General features: G+C 38.6%; 26 protein-coding genes. 23 read left to right on the top strand and 3 right to left on the bottom strand.

The window, feature by feature from the left end; genetic code table 11:
* Positions 1 to 141 precede the first annotated feature (141 nt).
* From ACH6EI_RS14120 to ACH6EI_RS14070, 11 genes are all read left to right on the top strand, one after another.
* Positions 142 to 294, top strand: coding sequence for a Fur-regulated basic protein FbpA (locus ACH6EI_RS14120; RefSeq protein WP_013056825.1), 153 nt, complete (start codon positions 142 to 144; stop codon positions 292 to 294).
* A 252-nt stretch (positions 295 to 546) separates the two neighbouring features.
* Positions 547 to 1,611 (top strand): sulfate ABC transporter substrate-binding protein, encoded by a 1,065-nt coding sequence (locus ACH6EI_RS14115; protein WP_098112547.1) that lies wholly within the window; start codon positions 547 to 549, stop codon positions 1,609 to 1,611.
* 94 nt (positions 1,612 to 1,705) lie between these two features.
* Positions 1,706 to 2,542 (top strand): sulfate ABC transporter permease subunit CysT, encoded by an 837-nt coding sequence (gene cysT / locus ACH6EI_RS14110; RefSeq protein WP_098112548.1) that lies wholly within the window; start codon positions 1,706 to 1,708, stop codon positions 2,540 to 2,542.
* A gap of 12 nt (positions 2,543 to 2,554) precedes the next feature.
* Complete coding sequence (gene cysW, locus ACH6EI_RS14105; protein ID WP_108674642.1) at positions 2,555 to 3,421, top strand: sulfate ABC transporter permease subunit CysW; 867 nt, start codon at positions 2,555 to 2,557, stop codon at positions 3,419 to 3,421.
* Positions 3,422 to 3,440: 19 nt separating this feature from the next.
* On the top strand, positions 3,441 to 4,514 hold the full coding sequence (locus ACH6EI_RS14100) for a sulfate/molybdate ABC transporter ATP-binding protein (protein ID WP_028413541.1): 1,074 nt from the start codon (positions 3,441 to 3,443) through the stop codon (positions 4,512 to 4,514).
* A gap of 108 nt (positions 4,515 to 4,622) precedes the next feature.
* Entirely contained in the window at positions 4,623 to 5,618 is a 996-nt protein-coding gene (locus ACH6EI_RS14095) for a ketoacyl-ACP synthase III (RefSeq protein WP_034327787.1), read from the top strand.
* An 83-nt stretch (positions 5,619 to 5,701) separates the two neighbouring features.
* Positions 5,702 to 6,370 carry a response regulator transcription factor gene (locus ACH6EI_RS14090; RefSeq protein WP_028413539.1) on the top strand — a complete coding sequence of 223 codons (669 nt, stop codon included), beginning with the start codon at positions 5,702 to 5,704 and terminating at the stop codon, positions 6,368 to 6,370.
* Positions 6,367 to 7,731 carry a HAMP domain-containing sensor histidine kinase gene (locus ACH6EI_RS14085; RefSeq protein WP_028413538.1) on the top strand — a complete coding sequence of 455 codons (1,365 nt, stop codon included), beginning with the start codon at positions 6,367 to 6,369 and terminating at the stop codon, positions 7,729 to 7,731. Before ACH6EI_RS14090 ends, ACH6EI_RS14085 begins: the two co-directional genes overlap by 4 nt.
* A gap of 85 nt (positions 7,732 to 7,816) precedes the next feature.
* Positions 7,817 to 8,752 (top strand): ABC transporter ATP-binding protein, encoded by a 936-nt coding sequence (locus ACH6EI_RS14080; RefSeq protein WP_028413537.1) that lies wholly within the window; start codon positions 7,817 to 7,819, stop codon positions 8,750 to 8,752.
* On the top strand, positions 8,727 to 9,434 hold the full coding sequence (locus ACH6EI_RS14075; RefSeq protein ID WP_028413536.1) for an ABC transporter permease: 708 nt from the start codon (positions 8,727 to 8,729) through the stop codon (positions 9,432 to 9,434). Before ACH6EI_RS14080 ends, ACH6EI_RS14075 begins: the two co-directional genes overlap by 26 nt.
* Positions 9,435 to 10,169 (top strand): ABC transporter permease, encoded by a 735-nt coding sequence (locus tag ACH6EI_RS14070; RefSeq protein ID WP_108674643.1) that lies wholly within the window; start codon positions 9,435 to 9,437, stop codon positions 10,167 to 10,169.
* Between the two features lie 31 nt (positions 10,170 to 10,200).
* On the opposite strand, the gene ACH6EI_RS14065 is transcribed toward ACH6EI_RS14070, so the two are convergent.
* On the bottom strand, positions 10,201 to 11,040 hold the full coding sequence (locus tag ACH6EI_RS14065; RefSeq protein ID WP_028413534.1) for a YitT family protein: 840 nt from the start codon (positions 11,038 to 11,040) through the stop codon (positions 10,201 to 10,203).
* Positions 11,041 to 11,288: 248 nt separating this feature from the next.
* Here ACH6EI_RS14065 and ACH6EI_RS14060 point away from each other — a divergent pair, with 248 nt between their 5' ends.
* From ACH6EI_RS14060 to ACH6EI_RS14020, 9 genes are all read left to right on the top strand, one after another.
* Positions 11,289 to 11,642: a YolD-like family protein gene (locus ACH6EI_RS14060; protein ID WP_028413533.1), complete on the top strand. Its 354-nt coding sequence runs from the start codon at positions 11,289 to 11,291 to the stop codon at positions 11,640 to 11,642.
* Positions 11,643 to 11,763: 121 nt separating this feature from the next.
* On the top strand, positions 11,764 to 11,904 hold the full coding sequence (locus tag ACH6EI_RS14055) for a hypothetical protein (protein WP_013056833.1): 141 nt from the start codon (positions 11,764 to 11,766) through the stop codon (positions 11,902 to 11,904).
* Positions 11,905 to 12,286: 382 nt separating this feature from the next.
* Positions 12,287 to 13,039 (top strand): DeoR/GlpR family DNA-binding transcription regulator, encoded by a 753-nt coding sequence (locus ACH6EI_RS14050; protein ID WP_028413532.1) that lies wholly within the window; start codon positions 12,287 to 12,289, stop codon positions 13,037 to 13,039.
* Positions 13,036 to 13,950 (top strand): 1-phosphofructokinase, encoded by a 915-nt coding sequence (gene pfkB / locus ACH6EI_RS14045; RefSeq protein ID WP_108674644.1) that lies wholly within the window; start codon positions 13,036 to 13,038, stop codon positions 13,948 to 13,950. The genes ACH6EI_RS14050 and pfkB overlap by 4 nt, the downstream gene beginning before the upstream one ends.
* A gap of 12 nt (positions 13,951 to 13,962) precedes the next feature.
* On the top strand, positions 13,963 to 15,834 hold the full coding sequence (locus ACH6EI_RS14040; RefSeq protein WP_108674645.1) for a PTS fructose transporter subunit IIABC: 1,872 nt from the start codon (positions 13,963 to 13,965) through the stop codon (positions 15,832 to 15,834).
* A gap of 195 nt (positions 15,835 to 16,029) precedes the next feature.
* Positions 16,030 to 17,412, top strand: coding sequence for an aspartate kinase (locus tag ACH6EI_RS14035; protein ID WP_098999886.1), 1,383 nt, complete (start codon positions 16,030 to 16,032; stop codon positions 17,410 to 17,412).
* Between the two features lie 116 nt (positions 17,413 to 17,528).
* Positions 17,529 to 18,014, top strand: a complete 486-nt coding sequence (locus ACH6EI_RS14030; RefSeq protein WP_028413528.1) for a YusW family protein — start codon at positions 17,529 to 17,531, stop codon at positions 18,012 to 18,014.
* 188 nt (positions 18,015 to 18,202) lie between these two features.
* The gene (locus tag ACH6EI_RS14025; RefSeq protein ID WP_028413527.1) at positions 18,203 to 18,793 is read left to right on the top strand and encodes a superoxide dismutase family protein; all 591 of its coding nucleotides are present in this window, start codon (positions 18,203 to 18,205) and stop codon (positions 18,791 to 18,793) included.
* Between the two features lie 116 nt (positions 18,794 to 18,909).
* Positions 18,910 to 20,397 (top strand): phytoene desaturase family protein, encoded by a 1,488-nt coding sequence (locus ACH6EI_RS14020; RefSeq protein WP_108674646.1) that lies wholly within the window; start codon positions 18,910 to 18,912, stop codon positions 20,395 to 20,397.
* Between the two features lie 74 nt (positions 20,398 to 20,471).
* Here the strand turns inward: ACH6EI_RS14020 and ACH6EI_RS14015 are convergent, their stop codons facing one another.
* Complete coding sequence (locus ACH6EI_RS14015) at positions 20,472 to 21,704, bottom strand: helix-turn-helix domain-containing protein (RefSeq protein WP_028413525.1); 1,233 nt, start codon at positions 21,702 to 21,704, stop codon at positions 20,472 to 20,474.
* A gap of 308 nt (positions 21,705 to 22,012) precedes the next feature.
* On the opposite strand from ACH6EI_RS14015, the gene ACH6EI_RS14010 reads away from it, so the two are divergent.
* Genes ACH6EI_RS14010 through ACH6EI_RS14000 form a run of 3 tightly spaced genes read left to right on the top strand, consistent with a single transcriptional unit; the run spans position 22,013 to position 24,521 of the window.
* Positions 22,013 to 22,792, top strand: coding sequence for an SDR family NAD(P)-dependent oxidoreductase (locus ACH6EI_RS14010; protein WP_028413524.1), 780 nt, complete (start codon positions 22,013 to 22,015; stop codon positions 22,790 to 22,792).
* Between the two features lie 12 nt (positions 22,793 to 22,804).
* Positions 22,805 to 23,107, top strand: a complete 303-nt coding sequence (locus tag ACH6EI_RS14005) for an ArsR/SmtB family transcription factor (RefSeq protein WP_033578848.1) — start codon at positions 22,805 to 22,807, stop codon at positions 23,105 to 23,107.
* A gap of 13 nt (positions 23,108 to 23,120) precedes the next feature.
* Entirely contained in the window at positions 23,121 to 24,521 is a 1,401-nt protein-coding gene (locus ACH6EI_RS14000) for an aldehyde dehydrogenase (RefSeq protein WP_108674647.1), read from the top strand.
* 27 nt (positions 24,522 to 24,548) lie between these two features.
* On the opposite strand, the gene tenA is transcribed toward ACH6EI_RS14000, so the two are convergent.
* Positions 24,549 to 25,238 (bottom strand): thiaminase II, encoded by a 690-nt coding sequence (tenA, locus tag ACH6EI_RS13995; protein ID WP_108674648.1) that lies wholly within the window; start codon positions 25,236 to 25,238, stop codon positions 24,549 to 24,551.
* Between the last annotated feature and the right edge of the window lie 83 nt (positions 25,239 to 25,321).

Here is a 25,321-nt window from a genome sequence, read left to right as displayed (position 1 = left end):
GCTAAAGCAGCAGCTTTATACGTTTTAAAATTATGAAGATCTGACAGTTTCATTCCTGTGCTGATCGGATTACCGAAGGCTTCTGACCTGTGTTAGGAGTCTTTTTTTTATTCTTAAATTAATATAATAGGAGGAGAAAAGATGGAAAATTTATTACGAGCAGCGGTGCGCCAAAGAAAACAATACCTCATTGAAGAGTTACTGAAAAAAGGGATTTATAAAAAAGAAAATCATCATCTTTTTGAACTCACACTCTCTGACTTAGAAAAAGAGTATCAGGCACGCAGTAAGTAAGGAAAATACGTAAAAAGAACTAAAATAAGTGTAAAAAAGATTCAAAACCTAGTTGACTAATGGGTAAAGTGTGTTTATTATAAAAACAAGAATAAATTGTCTTTTCAGAAAGTATCTTCTTTTTATTCTTACGAATAAATTTAATAAGAATAATTTAAGAGCATATACGCTGATCAGACTAACTGAAGGCTGCTTCTCTTTTTTAAGAGATAGCGGCCTTTTTGTATTTTTTTATAAAAAGGGGAGTAAAACATGAAGAAAAAAGCAGTTCAGTTTTTAATGGTGCTGACAGCACTGCTCGTGGTGCTAGCAGGTTGCGGCAATGGAAAATCTACTGAAACAGCAGGGAAAGATAGTTCTGCGAGTAAAAACGATTCAAAAAAACCAGTAGAACTTTTAAACGTTTCATATGATCCTACACGTGAGCTTTATCAGGAGTTCAATAAGAGCTTTGCGTCTTATTGGAAAGATAAAACAGGGCAAGACGTCACTATTCAGCAATCACACGGTGGCTCTGGTAAGCAAGGCCGAGCAGTTATTGACGGTTTAGAAGCGGATGTAGTAACGCTGGCGCTTGCTTACGATATTGATGAAATCGCTCAAACTCGTCAATTATTAAACAAAGACTGGGAGAAAGAATTGGCTCATAATTCTACACCATACACATCAACGATTGTTTTTTTAGTTCGTAAAGGAAATCCAAAAGGAATTAAAGATTGGGATGATTTAACGAAAAAAGGTACATCTGTTATTACGCCAAATCCAAAAACTTCTGGAGGCGCGCGCTGGAATTATTTAGCTGCATGGGCATATGCGAAGGATAAATATAACGGCGATAACAAAAAGATTGAAGACTTCATGAGTAAGCTTTATGGAAATGTCGAAGTGTTAGACTCAGGCGCACGCGGAGCTACCACTACCTTTGTAGAGCGAGGCATTGGAGACGTGTTAATTGCATGGGAAAACGAAGCTTACTTATCGTTAAATGAGCTAGGAAAAGATAAATTTGAAATTGTAACACCGTCATTAAGTATTTTAGCAGAGCCACCTGTTGCTGTAGTAGATAAAGTAGCTAAAAAGAAAGGCACGACAAAGGTAGCAAAAGCATACTTAAAATACCTATATACAGAAAAAGGTCAGGAAATCGCAGCGGAAAACTACTATCGTCCTCGAAATAAAAAAGTATTAGAGAAACACAAAGATCAATTCCCTTCGCTTAACCTAGTCACTATTAAAGATTTTGGCGGCTGGAAAAAAGCTCAAGAAACGCATTTTAATGATGGGGGAACATTCGATCAGATTTATCAGCCAAAGTAATATGATTCATTAAAAAAGTAGAACGAGGAAGATACGAATGGTGATTCGTATCTTCTGTGTACATGTATCTTGAAAGCAGAGAGAGGTGTAAGACGTGAGCGTGTTACAACGACAGAAAAAAAAGAAAAGCATCTTACCTGGATTTGGGCTTTCTTTAGGTTTTACGATGTTTTATGCAAGTATCCTTGTGCTTTTTCCGTTAGCTATGATTTTTTTAAATACGGCATCTATGGGATGGAGCGACTTTATTAAAACTGTTACAGAACCTAGAGTAGTAGCGTCGTATAAATTAAGTTTTGGAGCAGCATTTGCAGCCGGCATCATTAATGTTATTTTTGGAACCATTATTGCGTGGGTATTAGTGAGGTATCATTTTCCTGGAAAGAGGTTTATTGACGGACTTGTGGATTTGCCGTTTGCCTTGCCAACGGCTGTTGCCGGCATTGCCTTGACCACTCTTTACGTTCCGAAAGGATGGATTGGTCAATTATTTACGTTTAAAATCGCATTTACGCCTATCGGAATTATTATCGCTCTTACGTTTATTGGTCTGCCGTTTGTTGTCCGAATGGTGCAGCCAGTATTGCAAAACTTTAATGCAGAGATTGAAGAAGCATCTGCTAGTTTAGGAGCCAGCCGAATGCAAACGTTCAGAAAAGTTATTTTTCCAGAGCTGGTGCCCGCTATTTTAACAGGTTTTTCTCTTTCGTTCGCAAGAGCGCTTGGAGAATACGGGTCCGTTGTTTTTATTGCTGGAAATATGCCGATGAAAACTGAAATTACGCCGCTTATTATTATGACAAAACTCGAGCAGTACGATTATGCGGGAGCTACTGCTATTGCATCAGTCATGCTCGTTGTATCATTTTTTCTGTTATTACTTATTAATATTATTCAATGGTGGACAAATCGTAAATTTATACATAGTTAAGGAGGGATGACATTGGCAGGACATGTTCCAATGCAGCACGCAAAAACGACTGTTGAAATCACTCATTCTAGTTTAAAAGAGCCCAAAGTCGTCCGATGGCTGCTTACATTTATTGCACTGGCTTTTTTAGCTCTATTCTTAGTGCTTCCGCTTATCACGATTTTTATAACAGCCTTTCAAAAAGGGTGGGAAACATATCTCGCTGCGATTACAAATCCAGATGCCCTGGCTGCTATTAAACTAACGTTAATCGTCGTGCTGATTACCGTTCCGTTAAATGCCGTTTTTGGCGTGGTAGCTGCATGGTTAATTACGAAGTTTGATTTTAAAGGAAAGAATATTTTAATTACGCTTATTGATTTACCATTTGCCGTTTCGCCTGTTATTGCTGGATTGATTTTTATTTTATTATTTGGTGCACAAGGGTTGTTCGGAGAATGGCTGTTTAATCACGACATCAAAATTGTCTTTGCTATTCCCGGTATTATATTAGCTACCCTTTTTGTAACGCTTCCGTTTGTTGCCAAAGAATTGATTCCACTCATGCAAGCTCAAGGGTCAGCCGAAGAAGAGGCATCGTTAACGTTAGGAGCCAGCGGTTTCAAAACTTTTTTTCTAGTGACATTACCTAATATTAAATGGGGCTTATTATATGGAATCATTTTATGTAATGCGAGGGCGATTGGAGAGTTTGGAGCTGTTTCCGTTGTGTCGGGGCACATTCGAGGAATGACAAATACGATGCCTCTTCATATTGAAATTCTCTACAATGAATATCAATTTGCAGCAGCGTTTGCGGTAGCATCTTTAATGTCAGTTTTAGCTATATTTACATTAATTATAAAAAACATTATTGAGTGGAAAGCCAAACATATTTAAAAAGGAAGGAGCTTATGAGATGAGTATCCATATTAAGCACGTATCAAAGAACTTTGGTGATTTTAAAGCGCTGGATTCTATTAACATTGATATTCAAACGGGTGAATTAGTAGCTTTGCTCGGTCCGTCCGGTTCTGGAAAAACATCTTTGCTTCGCATCATTGCCGGTCTTGAACATCTTGACCAAGGAGCTATTTTATTTGATGGAAAGGAAATTACGCACGTAAATCCAAAAGAGCGGAATGTAGGGTTTGTTTTTCAACACTATGCTTTGTTCAGGCATATGACTGTGTTTGATAACGTTGCGTATGGTTTAAAAGTACGACCTAAAAAAACAAGACCTTCTAAAATGGACATTAACAAGAAAGTAACCGAGCTGCTGCAGCTTGTGAAACTAGAGCCGCTTGCAAATCGCTATCCTTCTCAATTATCGGGAGGGCAGCGCCAGCGAGTAGCGCTTGCTCGAGCGTTAGCAGTGGAACCGAAAGTACTGCTATTAGATGAACCTTTTGGCGCTTTGGATGCGAAAGTTCGTAAAGATTTACGCAGATGGCTGCGTAAATTGCATAATGACTTTCATATTACGAGTATATTCGTTACGCATGATCAAGAAGAAGCTTTAGATGTAGCTGATCGTATTGTTGTAATGAACAACGGGAAAATTGAGCAGATTGGAAGTCCTGAGGAAGTATATGATCATCCTAACAGTCCATTTGTGTACGATTTTTTAGGAAACGTCAATTTATTTAAGGGTCGCATTCATAAAGGCAGGCTAAAACAAGGAAGCTTTGAAATGGATGTTCCAGAATTTAGCGGAAGAAATGAAGAAGCAGCTGTTGGATATGTGCGACCTCATGATATTCACCTTGAAAAAGTAAAAACAAGCGCAGATGCCGTTTCTGCAACCGTTAGCCATATTCATGTGATAGGACCTATCGTGCAAATTGAATTAAAAAGAGAAGATGCAGAAGAATTTTTAGAAGCTGAATTAAGCAAAGAGCATTATAAAACACTCAGCCTTCAAGTAGGAGAGCAGGTGTATGTAAAGCCTAAGCAGCTAAAAGTATTTATTCCAGAAGATTATTCTATTTGATAAAAAGCGTGAAGGGTATACCTTTGCGCTTTTTATCTATTAATAAATTAGTACCAGATATTAAAAGTAGGTGTTATAATTAAGTATAAACTGATTTGAGGTGGAGAAATGATGCAATCAAAAGCTAGAATCACAGGAATGGGGATATATACACCAAAGCAAAAATTAACGAACGACCATTTAAAAGAAATGGTTGATACAAGTGACGAATGGATTGTACAGCGCACGGGAATGAAAGAACGGCGAATTGCTGGTGAAGGCGAATACACGTCTACGCTTGCCATTCGAGCAGTTGAAAATTTGCTCAACCGATATGCTGTAGAAATAGAAGATGTAGATGCAATTATTGTTTCGACAACAACACCGGATCACTTTTTTCCTAGCGTAGCATGTCAGGTTCAAGATTACTTTCATATTGATCAAGCTGCTGCATTTGATTTAAGTGCCGCATGCGCCGGTTTTACATATGGACTTCACGTGGCGAACGGCTTAGTGACGTCCGGATTGCATAAAAAGATTTTAGTTATTGGTGCTGAAGTCATGTCGAAAATTACAGATTATACGGACCGGGCCACCTGCGTGCTGTTCGGTGACGGAGCGGGAGCTATGCTTGTAGAATACGATGAGCATAATCCAAGTTTCTTAGGATGTCACTACGGAACGGACGGAAGCGGAGGGGTGAATTTATATCGTTCTAATTTATCTGATACTCTTTCAGGAAAAGAAATTAACGCGAGCGGAAATTTAGTTCAAAATGGGCGTGAAGTATACCGCTTTGCTGTCCGAACGATTCCAAAAGGAGTAGAAGCATTGTTAAAGGGTACTTCCATTTCTCTTTCTGATGTAAATTGGTTTATTCCGCACAGTGCAAACCTTCGGATGATTGAAGCTATTTGTGCTAAAACAGGTGTTTCAATGGATAAAACGTTAACGAGTGTACAATACTGCGGAAATACATCTTCAGCTTCTATTCCACTTGCCTTGAACGAAGGAATAATGACAGGAAAAGTACGGGATAATGACCTTCTTATTCTCTATGGGTTTGGAGGAGGATTAACGCATTGCGGTTTGTTAATTAAATGGATGTGTAAAGAAAAAAGCTAAAAGGCATCGCCTTTTAGTTTTTTAGGCTTTTATCGTTAACAAGAATTCGGTAAAATGGAAAAAGAAGTAAAGGGGGTGTGCGCATGAATCACGTTTTATACATTGAAGACAATGAAGAAATTGGATTAATGATTCAAAATGAGCTTAAAAAGCAAAACTATGAAGTTACTTGGTTACAATCAGGAGATATCGCCAGTCAGTTTATTAAACAAACGGATATTGTCATTCTAGATGTAATGCTGCCTGGGTTAGATGGATTTACAGTGGGAAAAAAGCTTAAAAAACTAGCACCTGATGTCCCGATTTTAATGCTTTCAGCTCGTACAGCCCTAGAAGATAAGATCATGGGGCTAGAGTTTGCCGATGACTATGTCACAAAGCCGTTTCATCCAGAAGAGCTGCTTGCAAGGCTCGAAGTATTGTTAAGAAGATTTTCAAGAAAGAAAGAAGAGCTTATTGTAAAACATTTGCATATTTCGATGATAGACTATCGCGTGATGAACAGAGAGACAAGTGAAGAAATTAGTTTAACAGGTAAGCAATTTCATATTTTTACTTATTTCCTTCAGCATTTAAATCAAATTTTAACAAAAGAACAAATTTATGAAGGAGTATGGAAAGAGCGTTATATAGAAGGAGATAAAACATTAATGGTACATATTCGCTATTTACGAGAAAAATTGGAGAAAAATGCAGCTAAGCCTGAAATTATTGAAACAATACGAGGGATTGGGTACAGGGTGAAGCAATGAACGTTACACAGTCTCTTATCACGAAGTATATCTTAATTATGCTTTCAGCTGTACTAATTATACCGGTATCATTCTTTGCAGGCTCATGGCTGATCACCGTCCCTTTTATGCATATTCAAGGATTATTAAATGAAGAGTATAAAGGAAAAAGCTACTACGAACAAATGTGGAATGAAGAAGCCCGAAAGCTAGAAGGAGCAAATGAGAAAACAATTAATCAAAAGCTAAAATTATTAAAAGAAAAATACCCTGAAGCTTCAATGTTCTGGGTAAACGAAGATGGACAAACACAGCTTCCGCTTCCTTATCATGCAGCCCTTCCGAAGCAATGGTCATCGTCTTATACGGCTGAATTTATAAAAAAACGATACGGAAACAATCCGTATACGGTTATTACCTTTATTGGAACAGATAAAAAGCAAGGTTTTATGGTCATTGAAGTGCCAGAAAAAGCCGTTGAGCCTCCTATTCAAAGGCTAGACCCAGCCTACTATAATATTTATTTAGGATTTGTTTTTATTATCGTGCTTTCTTTTATTGTACTTTCTCTGTTCTTTTTTCTTCGAATTCGAAAAAGGCTGCGAGTGTTACAAGCTGCTATGAACAACAAAGGCGAGCGAGGAATTCCTTTACCTGTTGTATCTGAGTCCACGGATGAAATTGGTCAGCTAGAACAATCCTTTAATCAAATGGTTAAACAGCTTCATGAAAGCCGGTATCGAGAGAAGCAAGAAGAACAGCTGCGGCAAGACTTAATTATGAGTCTATCGCATGACTTACGAACACCGCTCACGACTGTTCGAACGCATATTTATCAGCTAAAAAACGAAGAAATGGCCTTGAACATTCAACAATCTCTTGAGGTAATTGATACAAAAGTAGAATTTGTTAGTGATTTAATAGATAATTTATTTTCCTATACGCTGCTGTTAAATGGAAAATATCCATATCGGGAAGAGGAAGTTGATATGGCTCGATTTCTTAGAAAAAGCATTGCGCAATGGTATCCATTATTTGAAGAAGAGAATATGGAAGTGGATATTCAACTGCCTTCTCAGTCCATATATTGGCGCGGAGATGTTCAGTGGTTAGAAAGAATAATAGATAATTTATGTCAAAATGTCATCCGTCATGCCAAAGAAGGTAACTTTATTAGCTTTCGTCTTGTTCAAGAGCATGATTTATCTTCTCTCACCATTTCTGATAAAGGGTCAGGCTTTAAAAAGAATAGCCATACGAAGCAAAACGGTGTAGGTCTAGCGATTGTGGATGCGATGATTAAAGAAATGGAGTTAACGTGGTCAATTCATTCTACAAAACATGGAACGGATATTCAAATTGTGTACAAAGCGAGTGATTAATTCACTCGCTTTTTTAAACGAATTTTAACCTTTCTTTTCCGTCCTCTTAACTTTGGCTGTTTATAGTAAAGGAGAGGTGATAAAAGTGGAAATTGTTAAAACGACTCAGCTGATAAAAGTATTTAAAGGAGCAGAAGCTGTAAATGAAGTGAATTTATCCATTAAAGAAGGAGAAATCTACGGGTTTCTAGGGCCTAATGGAGCAGGGAAGACGACAACAATCCGAATGTTGCTCGGGCTAATGAAGCCAACGAGCGGGGAAATTGAGCTGTTTGGAGAAAGAATAAAAAATCACAGGCAGCATATTCACGCCTTAAAAAAGATAGGTTCACTTGTAGAGAGCCCTTCCTATTATGCGCATTTAACTGCAAGAGAAAATTTAGAGGTACTTCGTAAAATACTAGGTGTATCTAAAAACAGAGTGGATGAAGTACTAAATATTGTAAAATTAACAAAAGAAGCAAATCGCCCAGTCAAAGGCTTTTCTCTTGGAATGAAACAGCGGCTTGGTATTGCTTCTGCACTCCTCGGAAATCCTCGTTTATTAATCTTAGACGAACCAACCAACGGACTGGATCCTGCAGGAATTCAAGAAATTCGTTCATTAATTAAAGAAATGCCAGGGGAAAACGGAGTTACCGTATTGATTTCAAGTCATTTACTCTATGAAATCGACCATTTAGCGACTCAAGTAGGTATTATTACAAAAGGAAAGATGCTATTTAATGGCTCGATTGAATCGCTTCGCAAAAAAGCTAAGCATCAAGTGGCATTTACAACAGGAGAGATAGAAAAGGCTAAAACAATACTATTAGCAAACGGGTTTGTACCTACTATCGATAAACATAGTCTTCTTTTAGATTATATTGATCATGAGCAAGTGGCACATCTTGTTTATCAGCTTGTGCAAGAAAATGTCTCAATCTACCGAGTTGAAGAAAAATCGAAATCATTAGAAGATATCTTTTTAAAGCTGACAAGCGAGGAGAATAGATATGTTCACAAAAATACTGCAGGCTGAGTGTATAAAGTTAAAAAGAAAATGGCTCTGGTTTTTACTATTTTTAGGTCCAGCGGGTGTAATTGGCTTAACTCTAGTTGATTATAGCGTTCGATATGAATATTTAATTCAGCAAAATCCGAATGTGTGGGAAGGTCTTTTGCATGAACTAAACATCACGCTTCCAATAGCTTTTTTACTGGGAGGAACGATTCTTGCTTCAAATGTAGCGCATATTGAATATCATAGAAGCTCATGGAAGCAGCTGCTGAGCTTACCTGTGAGCAGACTGAGTGTTTATACAGCAAAATTTTTAGTAGTTATGTTTATGCTACTTATCGCTTCTGCTGTTCTATTAATCGGTATAATTGGGTTAGGCTGGTGGTTAGGATTTGGTTTTCCGTCTTCTTGGAAAAATCTTTTCGTGTATACCTTTTATCCGTTTTTTTCTGCCATTCCATTTGTAGCTATTCAAATATGGTTATCTATGCTTTTTAAAAATCAAGGCCGCTCTCTTGCACTAGGTATTGTGATGAGTGTGACGATGAGTGGTATGAGAGAATTGCCGAGCTGGTTTTTCTGGCAATGGCCAATGCTAGCGTTTTCTGACTATCGGAATATGTACATAATAGCAGGTGTAATTATCGGTATTTTCCTATATGCTGCAGGCGCCTTGCACTTTATCAAAAAGGATGTGGCCTAAATGTTTTTGCAATTATGTAGGATAGAATCGTTTAAATTGTTTAAAACAAAAGCCTGGACGTACCTTTTTGTGAGTCCTATTCTAATCGCTATTATCCTTTTTGTAGGTGATCAGGCAATGCCAAGCGGGAGAACGAAATGGGCAATGGCAGATGCCTTGATTGCCAATGTTCACGGATTGGTGTTTTATCCGTTAATTGGCGGGTTAGTAACATCCTTCATCTGTCGGTATGAACACGAAGCGGGAGGATGGAAGCAATTATTATCTCTTCCTGTGACAAGGACATCGGTATACGGAGCAAAATTGATTACAGCAGCAGCTTTCATGGGAATTCTTCAAGTGCTTGTATTTGTTGTTTTATTAGGAGTTAGCATGTTAAAAGACTATCCGAGCGCTGTGCCATTAAAGATGATAGCTGGAAATATGCTAGGCGGATGGGTTGCGGTGTTGCCCATTCTTGCGTTTATGCTAGCTGTGTCAATGGCATGTTCTAGCCTTGGAGCATCTTTGACAGTCAACGTCATTTTAACACTACCGAATTTATTCGTTGCTAATTCTGAACGATTTGGCCCCTGGTACCCATGGACTCAGCCAATGTATGGAATGTTAGGTGTAACCGGAAAAGCATCATGGGGGTTGATGCTGACTACACAGAATTTCTTAGTGGTTGTTATAAGCAGCTTTCTGCTTTTTGGAGTAGCAGGTTTACTGTATTTTCAGCGCAAACATATATAATAGAAAAAACCCGCTTTTTTACAGCGGGTTTTTAGCTGGCTTTTGGAATAGTAAAACCTACTCCAAAGACGTCTCGCACATCGTGGACAACCACAAAAGCCTGTTCATCGACTTTATGAATAATGCGCTTTAACTCTAATAGTTCTTGTTTGTTCACAACTACGTACAATACGTCTTTTGCTTCTTTTGTATAGCTTCCATGAGCAGAAAAGACAGTGACGCCTCGCTGCATCTTTTTGTTAACTTGTTCGGCTACTTCAGCTGAACGGTGTGAAATAATAGTGATTGCTTTGCGGGGGTTAAGTCCTTCAATAATATAATCAAGCACCTTTGTTCCGATATAAAGAGAAATAACCGTGTACATCGTCTTTTCTCCACCGATGACAAAATAGGCGCTTGCTACAACTAATAAATCAATTGCTAGCATCGTTTTGCTAATATTCCAGTCTAGATATTGATTAGCTAAGCGGGCGATAACTGCCGAGCCTCCGGAAGTTCCGCCACCTCTAAACACAAGCCCGAGTCCTACACCGGCTAAAATACCAGCAAAAATAGCCCCAAGTAGCGTATCGTCAAGAGGATTTCCCAGTCCTTCAGTTATATGTAGGAATAGAGATGTGAAAATAATACATATAATTGTGTAAGCAATCACACGTTTGTGAAGCAATTTGTATCCGATCAGTACCAGCAAACCGTTTAATATAAAGTTTGTGATACCAGGAGACCAGCCTAGTACATAATAGGTAATCATTGTTACACCGGTTACGCCGCCTTCTGCTAATTCATTTGGAATAGCAAAATAATTAATGGCCAGTGCGAAAATGAGGCTTCCTAGAATAATGAGGATAATTTCTTTTATTTTATTGATCATGAACGTTACCTCCAATCATCAAAAACTCCGAAAACACAGTCATGACAATGTATTATACCAACTCTAGAGGCTGAATTAAAGATGGGATATTATTATTTTTTAAAAAATCAATTTCTGCTATCAACATAAAATCTTTTGACAGTTTTTATGGAGTATGAAAAAATAAATTGTTTGCTTTTATTTTGATTAAAAAGTTTTGCAATGAGAATGTTCGTTCGGTAAAATAGAAGCAAGAGTCAAGGGGGAGAATGAACGTGTATCAAGATGAATTAAAACAGTATGCGAAGTTAGTAATGCCTGAGCATTTAGAGAAAATGAAGAAAATGTACAGTCCCGAGGCGCATAAGCAGTCTTTAGGGTTGAAAAAAGAAAAGATTGAGCATATTGAAAAGGTCATTATGAACAGTTACTCGGAGCATCATCCAGTAACCCTTCACGTCTATGAAGCAGGACATATTCAAAGATATGAACGAGTGACAATCGATAAAGTTTCTCTGCAGTCGAATACGCTGATGGTGACAGGGCCTTGTTATACATATTCGATTCGAGCGGATGCAGTAATTGAAGCAGATGTATGGAAAGATGAAAGCTACTCTAGCTAAGAGTAGCTTTTTTGTTGAATTTGTATCTTTTTTTTAACGCTTGCATACAATACATAAAAGCATATTCTGCGAGTAGTCACTTTTAGCTACTAGGAAATTTTGATTAAAGAAGGGATATTGTATGCAAAATGAAAAAACTCAAGTAAGAGAAATTGAATTAACGCAGTTCATTAAGAAAAGACTCGTTCGTTTTATCTCAAGTTTGGCTATTTCTTCTGCCCTTGCTTCTATATTATATATGCTTCTGTTTTTATTTAAATGATGGGTCACTTTGAGTTGTCCAAAAAGGTGGACAACTTTTTTGATGTATAGGCTCTCATTAAAACAGGACAAGCTAAACATAATTCAGTCAAGAGAAATTAAATCGGTCAAGAAATAGTCAAAAACAGTCATAGCTAATTAGTTGCAAGAAAACCTTTACATATAATGAGAAAAGTAGACAAATTCTTGAATTACCAGCTTATTTCCTTTTGTATAAACTATTATCAAAACAAATGCAAATCTAATTGTTCGTTCAAAAAACTTTATTTTGTAATTAAAAAAATGAATGTTTTTGATTTTTTATGATTGATTTTGAATGTAAACCGTGATAAAGTAAGTACATGAAATAAATGAAAACGCTTTTTTGAAAAAGGAGCTAGAACATGTTAACGCCGGAGAGACATCAACTAATCTTAAAACTTTTAAAAGAGAAAGAACTTGTAAAAGTGCAAGAGTTTATCGAAGTTACAGGCGCTTCGGAATCCACAATTAGAAGAGACTTAAGTCAACTAGAAGAAGAGCAAATGCTCAAACGTGTTCACGGTGGCGCTTCGCTTATTCGCAGTAAACGAATCGAACTGAGCGTTATCGAAAAATCTGCTAAAAATATTCAAGATAAACGAAACATTGCAGAGTATGCGGCTTCCATTATAAATGAAGGTGACTGTATTTTTTTAGATGCAGGAACTACAACGTATGAAATGATTCCTTTTTTGAAGCAAAAAGATGTAGTTGTCGTGACAAATGGTTTAATGCATTTAAACCCGATGCTAGAACAAGGTATCACCCTCTATTTAATTGGAGGATCTGTTAAACATAAAACGGGCGCTTTAATTGGCAATGGAGCTCTTTTAAGTCTTGAGCAGTATCGTTTTGATAAGTGCTTTATGGGAGCGAATGGGATTCATCATCAATATGGATATACAACTCCTGATCCAGAAGAAGCATTGATCAAGCAAACGGCAATGAAGCTTTCTAGAGAATCTTATATTTTATCAGATTCTACTAAGTTTTTTGAAACAAGTTTTGCGAAAATAGCCGATTTACATGAAGCAAAAATTATAACAAATGACGTACCTAGTGATGTACTTATACAGTATGCAAACAAAACAGACATAAAGGTTGTGAAATCATGATTTATACATGTACGTTGAACCCATCCGTTGATTACGTAGTACATGTTTCAGCATTCGAAGAAGGCGGACTTAACCGCACAACGAATGAAGCCAAGTTTCCAGGAGGGAAAGGCATTAACGTCTCTCGCGTTTTAAAGCGATTAGATGTTGATAATAAAGCTCTCGGTTTTGTAGCCGGCTTTACAGGAACCTATATCGAAGACTACTTAAAAGCGGAGAATATTGAAACAGCTTTTACAAGAGTTGATGGAGATACCCGCATTAACGTAAAGTTAAAAACGGAAAAAGAAACAGAAATTAACGGTCAAGGGCCTGCTATTACAGACGAAGCGCTTCAGTCTTTATTGAGTCAAGTAAAGCAAATGACTGAAGGCGATATCTTCGTATTAGCAGGAAGTATACCGAAAACGCTTCCAAGTTCTGTGTATGAAACGTTAACGGAACTAGCAGCAGCGAACGGAGTAAAAGTAGTAGTAGATGCAAGTGGAAAAACCTTGCTAGACGTCGTGTCTCACAAGCCGTTTTTTATCAAACCAAATCATCATGAACTTGCAGAATTGTTTGATGTAGAAGTAAACAGTGCAGAAGATGCGCTAGTATACGGTAAAAAGCTTGTGGAACAAGGAGCGCAAAACGTCGTTGTATCCATGGCAGGCGATGGAGCACTTCTTATTAACGAAAGCGGTGTCTACAGTGCCACAGTCCCTAAAGGAACAGTGAAAAATTCTGTTGGAGCTGGCGATTCACTTGTAGCTGGATTTATTGCTTCTTATGTAAAGCAAGGGGATTTATTAGAAGCCTTTCAAACAGGAGTTGCTTCAGGAAGTGCCACAGCATTCTCACTTGAATTATGTACAGCAGAAGATGTAAAGACGCTTCGTGAACAAGTGTCAATCACAAAGGTAGAGTAGGGGGAACCGAGAATGAGAATTACAGAACTATTAAAAAAAGATACAATCATTCTTGATTTAAAAAGCACGTCAAAAGCTGATGTTATTGATGAGTTAGTTGGAAAATTAGACGAAGCTGGTCGCTTAAGCGACCGAGCTGGCTATAAAGAAGCAATTTTAAATCGTGAATCTCAAAGTACAACGGGAATTGGGGAAGGCATTGCCATTCCGCATGCAAAAACAAGCTCGGTAAAAACACCGGCCATTGCATTTGGACGCTCAACAGAAGGTATTGATTATGAATCATTAGACGGACAGCCTGCACATTTATTCTTCATGATTGCAGCGAGTGAAGGCGCGAATAATGCTCACTTAGAAACATTATCTCGTTTGTCTACGTTATTAATGGACGAATCGTTCCGAAAAACGTTGCTAACAGCATCATCAATTGATGAAGTCATTAAAGCAATTGATGATAAAGAAACTGAAAATGAAGCGCCGGAAGAAGAAGTGGATACAGCTTCAGATCAATTAGTGCTTGCTGTAACGGCTTGTCCAACGGGAATTGCCCACACGTATATGGCAGCGGATAGCCTAAAAGCAAAAGCGAAAGACATGAACGTGACGCTCAAAGTTGAAACGAATGGTTCCAGCGGTGTTAAAAACGCGTTGACGAAGGAAGAAATTGAAAACGCTACCGCTATTATTGTTGCAGCGGACAAGCAAGTAGAAATGGAACGTTTTGCAGGTAAAAAAGTTATTCAAGTTCCAGTAGCTGAAGGAATTCGTAAGCCCGAAGAATTAATTAACCGCGCGTTAAAAGGAGACGCTCCTGTATACAGCGGCGGCGGTGGCAGCAAAGAAGGCGGAGAAAGTAAAGGATCAGAGCGTACAGGGTTTTACAAACACCTAATGAGCGGTGTATCAGCAATGCTTCCGTTTGTTGTAGGGGGCGGGATCTTAATCGCCATTTCATTTATGTTTGGTATTCACTCAGCAGAACCGAAAGATCCAACGTACAATGCGTTTGCAGCGGCGCTAAAAACAATTGGCGGAGATAATGCATTCTTTTTACTAGTACCGGTACTAGCAGGGTTCATTGCAATGAGTATTGCTGATCGTCCTGGTTTAGCTCCTGGTATGGTTGCAGGTCTTTTAGCAGCTTCTGGCGGAGGCGGTTTCTTAGGTGGTTTAATCGCTGGTTTCTTAGCGGGTTATGTAGTAGTGGGATTAAAGAAATTGTTCAGCGTCCTGCCGCAAGCTCTTGATGGAATTAAGCCAGTTCTTCTTTATCCGCTATTTGGGATTTTTATCTCAGGATTGATTATGCTTTATGTTGTAAATGAGCCAGTTAGTGCAATTAACAAAGGGTTAACGCACTGGTTAAGTGGATTTGGCACGGGTAACTTAGTATTATTAGGTATTATCTTAGGCGGTATGATGGCTATTGATATGGGTGGTCCTATTAATAAGGCAGCCTTTACATTTGGTATCGCAATGATTGATGCTGGAAACTATGCTCCACACGCAGCGATTATGGCAGGCGGTATGGTTCCGCCACTAGGTATGGCTATTGCGACAACTTTGTTCAAAAACAAATTTACTCGCCAAGAGCGTGAAACAGGTAAAACGTGTTATGTAATGGGTCTTTCATTTATCACAGAAGGTGCGATTCCATTCGCAGCAGCTGACCCAGGCCGTGTTATTCCCGCATCGGTTATCGGTGCTGCAGTAGCAGGTGCTTTAACAATGATGTTCCACATCGGTTTACCAGCACCACACGGCGGTGTATTCGTTATCGGAATTGTACAAGGAAATCCTCTTTTATATGCACTAGCAATTTTAATTGGTGCCATTGTGACAGCAGTCCTTGTAGGTATATTAAAAAAACCAAAAGCAGAATAACACAAAAAGACTGATTTTACATGATGTAAAATCAGTCTTTTTGTGTTTTTGTGGTAGACATTTGTTCTTTATGAGAGTACAATTACGGTAGTATTCCTTTAATTTTTAGAAAAGTTAGATAGATAAGCTTTTCTACTTGATAAAATATGGTACAATAATCGAATATTAAAAACAAAGTAAGGAAGTGTCTCAAACATGAAGGTTGCGAAGTTTGGCGGGAGTTCAGTTGCAAGCGCAGAGAAATTTAAACAGGTTGCGCATATTGTAACGTCTGATAAAGAGAGAAAGCTGGTAGTTGTATCAGCTCCGGGCAAGCGATACGGAGAAGATACAAAAATGACAGATTTGTTAATCGCACTTTCTGCCAAAATACAGCTTGGAGAAGATTACGTCGATGAGTTTGGGCAAGTAATCGATCGCTATCGTGAAATCGTGGTTGACTTGTCTATGCCAGAAACGATTATTACTGATATTATTGCGAATTTACAATCACTTATTGATTTACATAAAAACGATCCGTTTCGCTTATTAGATTGTCTCAAAGCAAGTGGAGAAGATAATAACGCAAAGGTAATGGCTGCTTATTTAAACCATTTAGGGTTTGAAGCTCATTATGTAAATCCAAAAGAAGCAGGTATTTTTGTTTCTGATGAACCAGGAAGAGCAAGAGTGCTTCCACTGTCTTATGAAAAACTGCCGCAGCTAAGAGAGCGTTCGGGCATTTTGGTGATTCCAGGATTTTTTGGCTACTCTGAAGAAGGGAACATGGTTACGTTCTCGCGCGGTGGGTCAGATATTACAGGTTCAATTGTAGCAGCAGGAGTAAAAGCTGACTTGTATGAAAACTTTACTGACGTAGATGCTATTTACAGCGTAGATCCAAGACTTGTGGAAAAGCCTCATGAAATGAAAGAAGTCACATACAGAGAAATGCGTGAACTATCCTATGCAGGTTTTTCTGTCTTCCATGATGAAGCGCTAGAGCCGGTTTATAAACTAGGCATTCCTGTATGTGTTAAGAATACAAATAATCCTGAAGCAAAAGGTACATTCATTGTAGCTGAGCGCTCTCACGGCGATACGCCAGTAGTTGGAATCGCTGGGGACAAAGGTTTTTGCAATATTCATGTGAGCAAATACTTATTAAACCGTGAAATTGGTTTTGGCAGAAGATTGCTTGAAATTTTAGAAGATGAAGGTATTTCATACGAACATACTCCTTCAGGAATTGATAATATCTCTGTCATCATGCGCGAGCATCAGCTTACGCCAGATGTGGAAAAACGCGTATTTGCTCGAATTGAAAAAGAACTTGAAGTAGATGAAATCTTTATTGAACGTGATCTTGCTATGGTTATGGTAGTAGGAGAGGGAATGAATAGCACAGTAGGAATTGCTGCGAAAGCTACAGAAGCTTTTGCTCGTGCTGAAGTGAATCTTGAAATGATTAACCAAGGTTCTTCTGAGGTAAGCATGATGTTTGGTGTGAAAGCAGACGCTTTAGACCGTGCTGTTCAAGCTCTTTATAATACCTATTTTAACAGCATGTACAGTATTTCTTATTCTAATGTAAAATAAACAAGACGAAAAACCCCGCTTTCTTTTTAGAGAGCGGGGTTTTCTAGTGAAGGCGTATATAAATTGAATTTGTGGACATAAAGGGAAGGAAGAGTGAAGTCAAAGGAGGAAATACAGTGAAGAAAAGACCCTTTTTCATATTCTTTTCCCTTATAGGTATGAGCGTACTTTCAGCATGTCACAATGATGATGCAGCACCCGCGAGAGAAGCTCAAAATAAACAAGGCGTGACAAATGGCGGAACGCCGATGAGCTATGATAATCAAAGTGAAAACACATCTTTTAACTTTTCAAAATTTGATTTAGAAGTAGACTACAAGGGGCTTAATAATGATTATGAAGCCGACTATGAAAATGAAAACGATGAGATAGAAGCCAAAGTGGATGATAATATTAACGATGAGCACTTGAACGGAGACAAAGCGTTTAATAAATTATCTTCAACATTTAAAAAGTTAAATTTTGATCAGCGCACCCCCGATGAAGATGTAAAAAAGGAAGTAATCGATGCGTTTGGCCTGAAAAAAGATTTTCAGTCGTTTGAATTAGAAGTTCGTTTTTCAAACGGAACGGAAAAAGAATACAACTTTAAACAAAAGTAAGACGTTAAAACAAAGTATTTTAGTTGAAGGAAAATCCGAACGATGAATTGAGGTTCTTTATTAAGAATCCAACTCGTTCGGATTTTTTCTTTGGTAAGGTGAACGTATGTCTCAATCTTAGTTTTGATGTCTAAAAAAAGGAAAATAGTGAAAGGATGGTGATAAATAAGCAAAAGGAGGAATCACGGATGCAAAAGTTGATAATGAACGGATGCGTAGTCTTTGTTCTGTTGTTGTTAGGAGCATGCAGCATGGTAAAAGAGCAAAATAACGCTCATGAAAACCACCTGAAAACCGAGGAAGCGAAAGAAACGAGCGAGGTATCGGTAGGACCTGTTAAAGTAGATTTAACGAATACCTCAGGCAAAAAAGTAGGAGAGGCTACGCTGACAGAAGCAAAGAACGGCGTGCAAATTAAATTAACTGCTCAAGGTCTTTCACCCGGGAGACATGGATTTCATATTCATGAAATAGGAAAATGTGAGGTGCCGGATTTCAAAACAGCAGGGGCCCATTTTAATCCTTTTAAACGTGAACACGGCTTTAAAAATACAAAAGGCCCGCATGCGGGTGACTTGCCCAACTTAGAAGTTGCGCCAAATGGAAAAGTAGATACCGAAATTTTTGCTTCTCTTGTGACGTTGCAAGAAGGAAAGCCGAATTCTCTTATAGATATGGATGGGTCGGCATTAGTGATACATGATAAAGTAGACGATTACACAACAGATCCTTCAGGAAACTCAGGAGATCGAATTGTTTGTGGAGTGATTACGAAATAAGCCAAAAAGCTGTGAGATCATTCACAGCTTTTTTATTGCTGTAACGAGCCGCTTCTAAATTGCGGTGAGCTTCTTTTTTTTGCACAATAGAAGAAAGAGTTAAAGAAGGTGAAAACATGCATAAGCAAGTTGTTGTAATAGGTGGAGGAATAGGTGGGTTAACAGCGGGAGCGCTTTTAGCTAAACATGGCTATGAAGTGACGGTTTTAGAAGCTTCTCGAGAGTGGGGAGGCTGTGCCGGGAAATTCCAGCGCCATCTCTATACATTTCCTGTCGGAGCGACGCTTGGAATGGGATTTGAGCGCGGAGGGATACATGAGCGAATCAGCACATACCTGGGCCTAGAAATTGAAAAGATTTCTCTTGAGAAAATCATGAAAGTTCATCTTCCACATCGTACACTAATTTATTATCAAGACCGGTATCAGCATATTTCGTATATTCAAAAACAATTTCCTCATAAAGCGAAGAATATTAGGAGCTTCTATGAAAGTGTTTTTAGAGTTGCAAAAGAAATTCGCAAGCTCATGCGGCCGCTGCCGGTTCTTCCTCCTCTCACAATCGGTGAGTGGAGTAGGCTGGTAAGTTCGTTAAATCTTGGGTCTGTGAAGTTATTACCTTATTTTCATCGATCGTTTAGTCATTTACTAAAAAAACACAGGTTGCTAGACGAAACGGACTTTATTCATTTTATTGATGGTCAATTAATAGACAGCATGCAGACAACGAGTGAGAACTGTTCAATGCTTATCGGATGTCTAGCGTTGGATATTTATCACGAAGGAGCTTTCTATGTGAACGGTGGCTTATACAAAGTCGCAGAAGCCCTGCAAAAATCTATTAAAGCCAACGGAGGAAAAACGACTCTAGGAAGGAAAGTAGTAAAGATAGAGCGTGATAACGACGAGTGGATCGTGCATGATCATAGAGGTAACCGCTACCGCGCTTCAGACGTTGTATGCAACGCGCCAATTCAAAGCTTAAAGTCTTTACTGCATGATGAAGATTACCAACATATCCATAAGAGGGCCAAAGAAAAAAGCAAGCTTCCGCAGTGGGGAACGTTTTCGATGTATGTTGCGATTGATGAAAGAGATCTTCCGCAGAAGGTAGAGTTGTTTCAGCAAGTGCTTCAATCCGAACAAGGCGAGATGACGGAAGGAAATCATTTATTTATTTCCGTGTCTCATCCTGACGATCGTTTTCGTGCGCCTCAAGGCAAGCGTACAATTACAGCATCTACTCACATTGAGCTTAGCAAGTGGAGTAACAAGGAAACCTATGATGTTCAAAAACAAGTTCTTGAGAAAAAAATGATAGCAGGAATTAAAACTATCATTCCTAACATTGAAGAAGCAGAGCATCAAATTTCAGGAGCTCCTAAAGCATGGGAAAGGTTCACTTCTCGCCCAAACGGCGGAGTGGGAGGCTTTCCGCAAACGTTAGATCATGCCTTGTTCAACAGCATTTCGCATCGATCTGGCTTACAAGGGCTGTGGTTATGCGGAGATACAGTGTTTCCGGGAGCGGGGACTATAGGCGTATCGGTAAGCGGCTATCATGCTTTTCAAAGTATAACGTCTCATCAGCATAGGTTACCTTAACGTTTCGTACAGACAAACTACTAGTGCTTATACCATCAAAAAACACCGGCCCTATTATCATAGGGCCGGTGTTTTCAGGAGAGAAACAGCTTCCACCACTTCCGTTTTCGCTTCATATCAGCAGCGGCGGTTTGTCTGAAGGTTTGGACAAAATCACTAAACATTTCTTCGCGTTCAGCTACGCTTTGACGATGAAGCTTACGCTCTTTCTCCATTTCTTTCAAATAATAGACTCGTTCTTCATTCATCGAATCAATTAAATCACGAAGCTCTTCTGTCGTATTAGTTGAAGAATTGTTTAGTTTTTCAACCATAAATTTCACTTGATTCATCGCAACGGTAGAATTGCTTGAGAATCGGTCTAATAAATACTGCATTTCTTTAGAGGATTCATCCGCATTCTCCATGACATCTTTCATGAACAGACGCATATCCTCTGTTTTTTCTTCCGCAATTGTTGAATAATCTTCAATCAAAGAAGTGACTTCATCAAACGATTTTTCGTTAGAACGGATAATTTTTTTAGACATATTTTCTACATCTCTTGCGCTGCGTTCTGAAGACTCAGAGATATATGCCCCGACCGACTCCACCATTTCTACAGTTTGAGTAGCACTTTTTTCAAGCTCTTTTTTTACTTCTCCGACAATTTCTTCCCGAACTTCATTTCGCATTCCTTCTCGCATTTCTTTTAACAAATCAGCTTTAAACGTATCAAGTACTTCAAACACATCTTCATAGCGGCGAACAGCTTCTACTAGTTCCCCTTGAAGCAGCTCTTTTTCATTCACGACAAGGTCGTTTGGTTTTGGTTCTTCAATAGAAGCAGAAATAGCCTGCTTTTCTTCTTCAGTAGCTAATCGTGCTTCAGGTATAGGAGGGGTCTTCTCTTGCTTATTCTCTGAAATGCTTTCCTGCTTTTCAGCAGCTTTTTTCTTTTCTTGCTTCATCTGTTTATTGGAGTGTTCTTGAAAATCGATGACGTTTTCTTTTTTAGCAGTTTTCAACTTTGCTGGTTCCTCTTCTTTTGAAACCGCTGCCTCTGATTCCATCACTAAATGCTCCTGCTCTTCTTGTTCCTTTATCAGCAGCTGAACATATTCTTTGACTTCATCTAACGTACATTGTTCATCAAACAGCTGTTTAATATCATTAAATAATTCAATTTGTTCCTCTGTATAGACACGGGCCCCATCTACTCGTTCAATTGTTAAATAGCTGCCCAATAATTTTTCCCATTGTTTTAACGTTTTCTTTTCTACCTCTAATTGATCACTTACTTTTTTAATTGTATACGTCTCCATCATTTTTTATTTCCTCCCTTATCTATTTTCATCCAACTATGTAATGGATTATTTGTTGTATGTTGTATTCACCATATCTTCACTTGTTTTCCTGCTAGGTGACAAAGGTTGTCAAAACTAGACGACATTAGCCTTCTATGTAAAGAAAACGCATATTTTGTAAAAAAATGTACAGAAATGCGCAAATGGCAAAAATGGAAAACATAAAAGAAAAGGAGAGTATAGAAAACAGTTGACGGGAAAAAATGAATCCTATAAGATAAGTTTAAATGTTTAAGTTCTTGAACATATAAACATAAGGAGTGAACACTATGTCACAGCATTATGCGCTCATCACCGGTGCGTCCGGAGGAATAGGTAAAGAGTTAGCTTATCAATTCGCAAAGGATGGCCATTCTTTAATTTTAGTTGCCAGAAGTGCTGATAAACTAACAGCGATTAGAGAGAATTTAAAATCTACTTATAATATTGACGTGATAACGGTTGTAAAGGATTTATCAAGAGAAGAAGAGATACAGTCACTGTATGAAGAACTTAAAAATAAAGAAATGCACGTTGATTATTTAGTGAACAATGCAGGTTTTGGACTATACGGTAAATTTATTGAAACAGCTTTAGATGAAGAGTTAAACATGATTGACTTAAATATCCGAGCATTAACTCATTTAACAAAATTATTTTTACCCGATATGGTCAAAAGAAATCACGGGAAAATTTTAAACATTGCGTCCGTTGCTGCATTTATGCCGGGTCCGCTTATGACAGTGTATTACGCAACGAAAGCGTACGTATTATCTTTCACAGAGGCCCTTGAAAATGAATTAAGAGGTACCAATGTAACGGTAAGTGCTCTATGCCCGGGTCCAACTAAAACGGGTTTTAGCGATCGGGCCCAGCTGAGCAATTCCAAGCTTTTTCAAAGCGGTGCAATGGATGTAGAAGCAGTTGCTAAAGCGGGCTATAAAAAATTTATGAAAGGTCAGACGGTTATCGTACCAGGAGTACAGTTTCGTCTCGCCACCTTCATCCCGCGCTTTGTACCAAGAAAGTGGCTTTCATCCGTTGTCCGCAGAACACAAGAAATTAAATAAAGGAGAATATTTATGAGTGAAAAAGCAGTGGAGTTATTTCGTGCCAGCATTCCTATTTTTCAGGCTCTAAGTGATTCAGCAAGACAAGATATTATTTTGCTGCTCGCGGAAAAAGAGCCTTTAACCGTTAATGAAATTGCAAACGAGTCTACTTTATCACGACCGGCAATTTCTCATCATTTAAAAATTTTACGTGATCAAAAGCTTGTGCAAATTGAGCAAAAAGGAACGCAGAGATATTATTCATTAGCTTTAAACGAGGCAGTTGAGCTATTAAAAAGCTTGCTTGCTACAGTTGAAGCTGAATGTTTATAGGGAGATGAAAGAGATGAACCACGAGCAATTCTATATCACAGATGAAACGGTCATTGAACATATTGTCTCTACACAAAAGCAGTATTTCTATGCACAAAAGACAAAGAGCATCAGCAGCCGCATTCAAGCGCTGAATAAGCTCAGAGACGCAGTCAAACAAAACGAGCAGAGAATTATGGATGCTTTAAAACAAGACTTGAATAAATCCGAAGTAGAGGCGTACACGTCGGAAATTGGGATTTTACTAGAGGAAATTCGGTTTACGCTTAAGCATTTAGCAAAATGGATGAAGCCTAAAAAAGTAAAAACCGCTTTAACACACGTGGGCTCTAAAGGGAAAATTGTTCCTGAACCGTATGGAGTCGCGTTAATTATTGCTCCGTGGAACTATCCGTTTCAATTAGCGCTGTCTCCTTTAGTAGGAGCGATTGCCGCTGGAAACACGGCGATTATAAAGCCTTCTGAATTAACGCCTAGCGTATCTCGGGTTATACAAGAATTACTAGCTGAGGCTTTTGATCCAGCATTTGTGACCGTGATTGAAGGCGCTGTAGACACGACGAGCCTGCTTTTAAAACAGCCCCTCGATTATATTTTCTTTACGGGAAGTGTAAATGTAGGGAAAATTATTATGCAAGAAGCAGGGAAGCAGCTTATTCCCGTCACGCTGGAGCTAGGAGGAAAAAGTCCGTGCATTGTACATGAAGATGCAAACCTAGATCTTGCAGCGAAGCGAATTATGTTTGGCAAAGGAATGAATGCAGGCCAAACGTGCGTTGCTCCCGATTATTTGCTCGTGCATAAAAAGGTAAAAGCGCAGCTAGTGGAGAAACTTCGCGAAGCGATTTATCAATTTTACGGTAGTAATCCGCTTGAAAGTGAGCGCTACGGCCGTATTGTCAGTGAGCGCCATTTTATTCGGCTAGTTGAGTTTTTAAAAGACGGAAACGCTATAGTTGGAGGCGGGTATAATAAAAGTACGCTCACAATAGAACCTACGGTGTTAAGTGAAGTAAGCTGGACATCAGACGTTATGCAAGAAGAAATTTTTGGGCCTATTCTTCCTATGATTGAATACGAAACGTTAGACGAAGTTATTCATAAAGTTCAAGAAAAAGCTAAGCCGTTAGCTCTTTACTTGTTTACGGAAAGTGCAAATGTACAAAACGTCATAACGGAGCGTCTTTCATTTGGAGGAGGCTGTATAAATGATACGCTTATGCATATCGCTACGCCATATTTACCCTTTGGCGGAGTTGGAGAAAGCGGTACGGGCCAATATCATGGAAAAGACAGCTTTCAGACATTTTCTCATTTTAAAAGCATGCTGTCTCAAACAACCAAGTTTGATTTGTCATTCCGCTATCCTTCAGAGAAACAAAACTTGAAAATGATTAAAAAATTATTGAAATAAAAAGCCTCCTGATAGGAGGCTTTTTCGTTATTTTGAAAGTGAAAGCTGAGAAAGCGGCCATTTTTCTTGTGTATACGCCATTTCCCAAAATAAATACTCCAGCTCACAGCTTTTGATAAAGTGATCTTTCATACGATTACGTTCTTCTTCAGTCGCTTGCTCGGTGAGTTCATCAAGTTTGTTACAAAACCATTGTGTTGTGCCATTCATTTCTTCATTATTATAAAACTGAATCCATTCATAAAAAGGATGAGAAGGAGATGGATTTACTTGTTCTGTAATGCGCTGGCCAATTTCAACGTACGTCCACGGACATGGAAGAAGCACGGCAATGATTTCCGCTAAGCTGCCTGTATGCGCAACGCTTGTCATATGGTTAATGTAGTGGCTGGCCGTTGGTGAAAGAGCCTCAGTGTGGAGGTCTTCATAGCGTACGCCTGCTACTTCACAAAAATTATTATGAGGGTGTACTTCACTATGTAATACCGTAGAAATGCCGGCATTAAAGGCTTCCATTTCGGTACGCGTACGGCATTTTGTTAAAGCAGCGCCGTAAATGCGGACAAATGCTGTTAAGTATTCGTAGTCTTGAGAAACGTAGTGAATAAGCGCTTCTTTTGGCACGTCTCCTTCAGCAATTCCTTTAATAAAAGGGTGGTTAAAAATGGCTTCGTAAATATAGTTTGCTTCTTGTCTTAATTGAGATGAAAATGACATCAAAATCCTCCTTTAATTATGAGGAAGTCACAAACAAGCACATAAAGGAAATAAAAAACACTCCGTTTATAAACGGAGTGGCA

It is taken from the genome of Priestia sp. JSM ZJ58, from assembly GCF_044383985.1.
GTDB lineage: Bacteria > Bacillota > Bacilli > Bacillales > Bacillaceae_H > Priestia > Priestia zanthoxyli.
The sequence above is the reverse complement of the archived record's forward strand: the minus strand, read 5'-3'. Positions and strand labels throughout refer to the sequence as shown.